This is a genomic window from Pseudonocardia sp. KRD291 (assembly GCF_019263595.1).
GTDB lineage: Bacteria > Actinomycetota > Actinomycetes > Mycobacteriales > Pseudonocardiaceae > Pseudonocardia.
The window spans coordinates 1-5,520 of record NZ_JADQDD010000355.1 but is presented as its reverse complement, the minus strand read 5'-3'; the positions used below and the strand labels follow the sequence as shown (position 1 = coordinate 5,520).

The 5,520-nt window shown below is 75.3% G+C and carries 7 protein-coding genes; 3 read left to right on the top strand and 4 right to left on the bottom strand.

Annotated elements, in window-relative coordinates; all coding sequences use genetic code 11:
- Both I4I78_RS29460 and dut read right to left on the bottom strand, forming a co-directional pair.
- Window positions 1–1,175 (bottom strand): DUF3710 domain-containing protein (locus tag I4I78_RS29460; protein WP_218614775.1); only part of this gene is annotated, 1,175 nt, incomplete at its 3' end.
- 26 nt (window positions 1,176–1,201) lie between these two features.
- Entirely contained in the window at window positions 1,202–1,714 is a 513-nt protein-coding gene (dut, locus tag I4I78_RS29455) for a dUTP diphosphatase (protein WP_218614774.1), read from the bottom strand.
- Window positions 1,715–1,738: 24 nt separating this feature from the next.
- Between dut and I4I78_RS29450 the strand changes: the two genes are divergently transcribed.
- Entirely contained in the window at window positions 1,739–2,257 is a 519-nt protein-coding gene (locus tag I4I78_RS29450; RefSeq protein WP_218614773.1) for a DUF3093 domain-containing protein, read from the top strand.
- Window positions 2,258–2,323: 66 nt separating this feature from the next.
- On the opposite strand, the gene I4I78_RS29445 is transcribed toward I4I78_RS29450, so the two are convergent.
- Window positions 2,324–2,626 (bottom strand): DUF4193 domain-containing protein, encoded by a 303-nt coding sequence (locus I4I78_RS29445; protein ID WP_218614772.1) that lies wholly within the window; start codon window positions 2,624–2,626, stop codon window positions 2,324–2,326.
- Window positions 2,627–2,944: 318 nt separating this feature from the next.
- On the opposite strand from I4I78_RS29445, the gene I4I78_RS29440 reads away from it, so the two are divergent.
- On the top strand, window positions 2,945–4,072 hold the full coding sequence (locus I4I78_RS29440; protein WP_218614771.1) for a phosphotransferase family protein: 1,128 nt from the start codon (window positions 2,945–2,947) through the stop codon (window positions 4,070–4,072).
- Complete coding sequence (gene cei / locus I4I78_RS29435) at window positions 4,069–4,689, top strand: envelope integrity protein Cei (protein WP_218614770.1); 621 nt, start codon at window positions 4,069–4,071, stop codon at window positions 4,687–4,689. Before I4I78_RS29440 ends, cei begins: the two co-directional genes overlap by 4 nt.
- Before the next feature lie 34 nt (window positions 4,690–4,723).
- On the opposite strand, the gene I4I78_RS29430 is transcribed toward cei, so the two are convergent.
- The coding region (locus tag I4I78_RS29430; protein ID WP_218614769.1) for an inositol monophosphatase family protein at window positions 4,724–5,520 on the bottom strand (797 nt) is incomplete at its 5' end.

Here is a 5,520-nt window from a genome sequence, read left to right as displayed (position 1 = left end):
GTGATGCTCGCGCCCTTCGGCTTGGCCGCCTCGGGCTGCTCGTCGGCCAGGTGCTCGGGCAGGGTCAGCGGCAGCACCGTCCGCGGCGGGTAGGGCAGCTTGCCGCGCACGACGATGACGCCCCGCATCACACGGCGCAGCTCCACGTCGAGCGCGTCCACGGTCTCCAGCGACGCGGTCGCCACGCCGTAGACCATCCAGCGCGGGCCGTCGGCCCCGATGAACACCGACGCGGCGTTCTCGGTGCGGGCGTGCAGCTCACGGCCCCAGTCACCCTGCGCGTTGCGTACCCGCGCGCCACCGTTGCGCAGCGATGCCTCGATCTCGGCGGAGAGCTCGCGCCAGAGCCCGGACGACCGTGGCGCGGCCAGCGCGCTGACCGCGATCCGGCCCTCGGGCAGCATCAGGTGCACCGCCTGCGGACGGCCGCCGTCGGTCGGCTCCAGCTTCAGCTCGGCCCCGTAGGGCACCGGCACCTGCATCGACCCGAGGTCGACCCGGGCCAGCGCGTCGGTCATCGACGGGTCGAGCTCCTCGACGTCGGCCGGGCCGAGCGGGCGCCCGTCGCGGCCGGGCGGCGGGACCGACAGCGGCGCGTCACCGACGCCGTACTCGTCGTCGTCGTAGCCCACCTCGTCGGGGGCGTCGTCGCGGTCCGGGTCGTCGCGGTCCGGGGCGTCGTAGTCGTCCGCGTCGTCGTGGTCGTCCAGGGCGTCGTGCTCGTCCGCGTCGTACTCCTCGTAGCGATCGTCCCGGGCCGGCGGCGCCGGTCGCACCGCGGCCCGGCCGTTCGCGGGCCGGCCGTTCGTGGGCCGGTGGCGGGGGTCGTCGTCGGGGTCCCCGAAGTCGTGGCCCTGCGGGGCGTAGTCGCGGGCGTAGAGAGGTTCGTCGTCGTACCGGCCGCCGTCGCCCCGGTCGTAGCGGTCGTCGGCGTACCGGTCGTCGCGGTACGGCGCCGGACCGCGCCCGGTCGCGCCGGGCCGGGCGCCGCGCGGGCCCACCGGCCCGGGTCCGTTGCGGGGTCCGTCACGCCCGGGCCCGCGCAGAGGGGTCGACTCGCGCTCGCGGGAGTCGTGGTCGTCGTACACGTCGCCCGGCTCGGCGGTCTCGTCGTAGCCGGGGTAGCCGGGGTAGAGCTCCTCGCCGGTGTCGGTCTCCGGCCGGACGTCGAACATCGGCCGACCTCGTGAGCGTCCGGGCATCAGCGTCCCCCTCCCACATCCAGGCCGGCATGACCGCCGGTCGAGCCGTGGCCGCCGGCCCCGCGCGCCGACGACGGGAGCTCGGTGACCTCGACGAAGCGGGCGTGCTCCACCCGCTGTACCACCAGCTGCGCGATCCGGTCGCCGCGACGCAGCACCAGCGTGACGGCCGGGTCGTGGTTGATCAGACAGACCTTGATCTCACCGCGGTACCCGGCGTCCACCGTGCCCGGGGCGTTCACCACCGACAGCCCGCTGCGCGCGGCCAGCCCGGAACGGGGGTGGACGAACCCGGCGAACCCGGGCGGGAGCGCGATCGCGACGCCGGTCCCCACCAGGGCCCGCTCCCCCGGCGCGAGCGTGACGTCCTCGGCGGTCGTCAGGTCGGCACCGGCGTCCCCGGCACGTGCGTACGAGGGCAGCGGGACATCGGGGTCGAGCCGGGTCAGCAGCACGTCGACGGACGGCGCGACCAGCGGCTCATCCAGGGGAGCGGGGACGGGACCGGGCACGGCGGGCGACGCTACCCTGGGTTCGTGAACAAGCAGCCGTCTCCGGTGGGTTCTGCGACGTCCGGCCCCACTGCGTTCGACGAGCGGTTGTCCGTGCCGCTGTGGTGGTACCTACCGGCCATCGGCGTGGGAGCGCTGCTCGGCGCGGAGATCCATATGGGGTATCCGGGCATCCGGTCCTGGATCGGCTACCTCGTGCTGGTCCCGCTGTGCGCGCTGTTCCTGTGGCGGCTCGGCCGCAGCCGGGTGCGGGTCCACGGCGGAACGCTCACCGTGGGTGACGCCTCGGTCGCGCTGGCCCACGTGGGACGCACGGACGTCGTGTCCGAGAAGTTCGCCAAACAGGACGCGCTCGGCCCGGAGCTGGACCCGACCGCGACGGTCCTGCACCGCGCGTGGATCGGCACGGTCGTCCGGCTCGAGATCACCGACCCCGCGTCCGACGCCCCGTACTGGGTCGTCAGCACCCGCCGCCCGGACGACCTCGTCGCCGCGCTGGCCGGCGCCGGCCCGGCACCGGGTGCTCCGGCCGACCGGGGCTGACGGCCCTACCCCGGAAAGACGTCCGGCCCCGGTCCGATCGGACCGGGGCCGGACGAACGTGCTCTCTCAGGCCGCGCAGTCGCGGCAGATGAACTGGCCACCCTTGGAGCTCGCCAGGCGGCTCCGGTGGTGCACCAGGAAACAGCTCGCACAGGTGAACTCGTCCGCCTGCTTGGGCAGGACGTTCACCGTGAGCTCCTCGCCGGACAGGTCGGCGCCGGGCAGCTCGAAGCTCTCCGCGGTGTCGGTCTCGTCGACGTCGACGACCGCGGACTGGGCCTCGTTACGCCGGGCCTTCAGCTCGTCCAGCGAGTCCTCGGCGAGCTCGTCGGCTTCGTTCCGTCGTGGGGCGTCGTAGTCGGTCGCCATGGGTCCACCCTTGCCATTCACAGTTTGCGCAGCTCACCGGCCCAGTTCGCTGCTGGTCGATCACACTCGTAATGTTCTGCGTGCCGCTGAGGAACGTCGCGGACGCAAGGTTTGTGCCCGATGGTCGGAGTGACGCCGGTCTCACCTTGTCGGGTCAGACCGCCGAACGGGTCCTGCCCGGACCGGCACCGGTCGCACTGACCACGGCGGTGCCGTCCGGGGCGGTCTGTCCACCACCGGCGGCCGGGAGGGTAACCCAGGCGCGCGGACGGCGTCGCTGCGGGCCCGGCGGACCGGGCACGACTAGGGTCCACCCCCGTGGCAACGAGCTCGTCGACACCGACCGAATCCGACGCGACCCCCGGTGCCGACCCGGCGTCGGTAGGGGCCTTCCTGGCCACCGAGCTCGGCGACGAGCGCTGGCGCGAGTGCACCCTCGCACCGGTCGGCGCAGGCCGGTCCAACCTGACCTACCGGGTGGACAGCGCGGCCGGCGCGGTCGTGCTGCGCCGCCCGCCGGTGGGCTCGGTCGCCGAGACCGCGCACGACATGGGACGCGAACGCCGGGTGATCTCCGCGCTGGCCGGGACCGGTGTCCCGGTACCGGCCGTGCTGGCCCACAGCGGGGACGGCCCGCCGGTGGACGCGCCGTGCTTCGTGATGGAGCTGGTCGAGGGCGTCGTGCCGCTCGACGACCTGCCCGCCGGATGGGCGGAGACCGAGACGGACCGCGCGCGGGCCGGGCAGGCCCTGATCGACGTCCTGGCGGCGCTGCACGAGGTGGACCCGGCGGCGGTGGGTCTCTCCGACTTCGGGCGCCCGGACGGCTACCTGGAGCGCCAGATCCGCCGCTGGGGCAAGCAGTGGGCCGCCGCCCGGGACGACACCGACGCCCCGTCGGCCACCGACGAGCGCACCGAGACCGAGCTCACCCGCCTGTCCGAGCGTCTCGGCGCCGAGGTGCCCGCCACCCAGCGCCACACCGTCGTGCACGGCGACTACCGGATCGACAACTGCCTCTACGACTCCGCCGACCCGGGAACGATCAAGGCCGTGCTGGACTGGGAGATGTCCACGCTCGGCGACCCGATGGCCGACCTCGGGCTGCTGCTCGTCTACTGGCCCCAGGCCGACGACGACCCGGTATGGCGCGACGCCCAGCGGATCCCGAGCCCGACCCGGCTGCCCGGCTTCCCCACCCGGGACGAGCTGGTCGCCGTCTACGCCCGTCGCACCGGCCTCGATCCGGCGCCGCTGCCCTGGTACGTGGCGTTCGGGGCTTTCAAGCTGGCCGTGGTGCTGGCCGGGATCCTGTCCCGGGTCCGCGCCGGAGCCGTACCGCCGGACATGGCCCACGGCCTGGAGGACGCCGTCGGTCCGCTCGTCGCGCTCGGGCACCACATCCTGGACAACGGGCTCGGCCAGGGCACCGGGGGGACGCGATGAGATCCTCGCGCCCGTACCAGCGGCGGCGCACCCGCCCGATCGTCGCGACCGGTGCCGTGCTGCTCGTGCTGGCCGCCGCGACCTGGGTCGTCGTCCTCGCCACGTCCTCCACCGGCCCGGCCGACACCTCCTGCACCCCGCCGGCGTCGGGCGCGGTGCCCGGCACCGTCATCGACCGTGCCGAGCTGCACACCGCCGCGCCCGCGGCGCCCAGCGACGTCCGCTTCCAGGTCCTCAACGCCGGCGGCCAGCGTGGCCAGGCGAACCTGGTCTCGGCCCAGCTCGGCGACCTGGAGTTCGGCGAGTCGTCGAGCCCGACGAACGACCCGCAGTACCCGGACGGCGACATGGACTGCCTGGGCCAGCTGCGGTTCGGCCCGGCCGGCCAGAGCGCGGCGGAGACGCTCGCGCTGGTCGTGCCGTGCGTGGAGCTGATCCGCGACGACCGGACCGGTGCCGGTGTCGACGTGGTGATCGGGGCCGCGTTCTCCGACGTCGCCCCCGGCCGCGCCGCCCGCGACGTGCTCGACGAGCTGTCCGCGCCGGCCGGCGAGAACGGTCGCCCCGCGGTGGACCCGGCCACCCTGCAACAGGCCCGCGACAACGGCTGCACCTGATCGGCGCCGGCCCGCCACCGGGTCGACCGGGCGCTCAGACCTGCGCGGCGCCGTGTGCGGCGGCCAGTGCCGCCAGGGCGCGGGCGACGCCGGGCGCGGCCGCCAGCGACACGTCGTCGCCGAGGTCCGCCGCGTCCGCACCGAGGTCGTCCGGGCCGCCCGCGATGTGCAGCAGCGCGCCCGCCTCGCGGGCGATCAGCGCCGCCGCCGCCCAGTCCCACCAGTGACAGCCGTGCTCGACGTAGCCGTCGAGCCACCCGGCGCCCACCGCGCACAGGTCCAGGGCCGCCGAACCGGCCCGGCGGATGTCGCGCACCTCGGGCAGCATCCCGGCGACCATCCGGGCCTGCCGGGCCCGGCGCTCGGCCCGGTAGCCGAACCCGGTGCCGATCAGGGCCAGCGACAGGTCCTCGGTGCCGCTGACGGCCAGCGGCGTGCCGTCGCAGGTGGCGCCGCCGCCCAGGGCCGCGGTCCACACCCGCCCGGACGCCGGCTCGACGACGGCACCGGCCACCGTCGCGCCGTCGCGGACCGCCGCGACCGAGATCGCGTACCAGGGCAGGCCGTAGAGGTAGTTCACGGTTCCGTCGATCGGGTCGACGACCCAGCGGGCCGCCTCCGCGTCCCCCGAGCCCTCCTCGCCGTAGACCGGCTCCCCCGGGCGCAACGCGGCCAGCCGCTCGCGCACGAACCGCTCGACCGAGGCGTCGGACGCGGTCACGACGTCGGTCGGCGAGCTCTTGGTGTCGACGTCGGCCCCGCCCCCGGGGCCGGTCCGCGGGGCGGGCAGTTCCCGCAGGTGGGCCGCGGCGTCGACGGCCACCTGCTCGG

Bases quoted from the DNA above. Each gene is read 5' to 3' on its own strand.
- I4I78_RS29445 (WP_218614772.1), bottom strand. From the start codon at position 2,626: ATGGCGACCGACTACGACGCCCCACGACGGAACGAAGCCGACGAGCTC.
- cei (WP_218614770.1), top strand. From the start codon at position 4,069: ATGAGATCCTCGCGCCCGTACCAGCGGCGGCGCACCCGCCCGATCGTC.